The sequence below is a fragment of the Kitasatospora sp. NPDC054795 genome (assembly GCF_053611565.1).
This window is the reverse complement of record NZ_JBSHAP010000313.1, coordinates 1-1,024: the sequence shown is the minus strand read 5'-3', so window position 1 is coordinate 1,024 and position 1,024 is coordinate 1. Positions and strand designations below refer to the sequence as shown.

1 protein-coding gene is annotated in these 1,024 nt (G+C 71.1%); it reads left to right on the top strand.

From position 1 onward, the window contains the following. Positions 1 to 17: 17 nt before the first annotated feature. On the top strand, positions 18 to 1,024 hold a 1,007-nt coding region (locus tag ACWGJO_RS41675; protein ID WP_452190983.1), incomplete at its 3' end, for a condensation domain-containing protein.

The following is a 1,024-nucleotide window of genomic DNA, read 5'->3' as shown; positions in this document are numbered from 1 at the left end:
CGGGGGAGATCGCGGCGGTGCTGCAGGCGCACGAGGCGGTGGCGCAGGCGGCGGTGGTGGCGCGGGAGGACCGTCCGGGGGACAAGCGCCTGGTGAGCTATGTGGTTCCCGTCGCCGGCCAGGTGGTCGATCCGGAGGAGCTGAGGGCTTTCGCGACGGGGCGTCTGCCGCGGCACATGGTTCCGGCGGCGCTGGTGGTGCTGGAGGCGCTGCCGATCACGCCGAACGGCAAGCTGGACCAGCGCGCCCTGCCCGCACCCGCAGCCGTCACCGCTGACCAGGGCGGACGAGCCCCGCGCTCCGTGCAGGAGGAGATTCTGTGCGCGATCTTCGCGGAGGTGCTCGGTGTTCCGTCGGTGAGCATCGATGACGACTTCTTCGCCCTTGGCGGCCACTCGCTCCTGGCGGCCCGGTTGATCAGCCGGATCCGCAGTACCTTCGATGCCGAGCTCGGGATCCGTGACCTGTTCGACGCCTCCACGGTGGTGGGCGTCGCGGAGAAGCTGAAGGACGGCCGTCCGGCGCGTCCGGCGCTGGTGGCGGGCCCGCGTCCGGAGGTGCTGCCGCTGTCGTTCGCGCAGCAACGGCTGTGGTTCCTCGACCAGCTCGAAGGCGCGTCCGCCACCTACAACAGTCCGTTCGCGTTCCGCCTGCACGGGGCGGTGGATGTCGAGGCTCTGCGTGCGGCGATCGGCGACGTCGTCGGCCGGCACGAGGCCCTGCGCACGGTCTACCCGACGGCCGGTGGTCAGCCCCGGCAGTTGATTCTGCCGGTCGAGGACGCCCGGGTTCTGTTCACGGTCGAGCCGTGCACGGCGGACGAGGTGGCGGAGCGGATCTCCGCCGAGGCGTTCGCCACCTTCGATCTCTCCGCCGAACTTCCGCTGCGGGTGGTGCTGTTCACCCTCGGCGGGGACGAATCGGTCCTGGTGCTGACCTTGCACCACATCGCGAGTGACGGTTGGTCCTCCGGTCCGCTCTGGTCGGGTATCGCCTCGGCCTACCGGGCCCGGCTGGCCGGTTC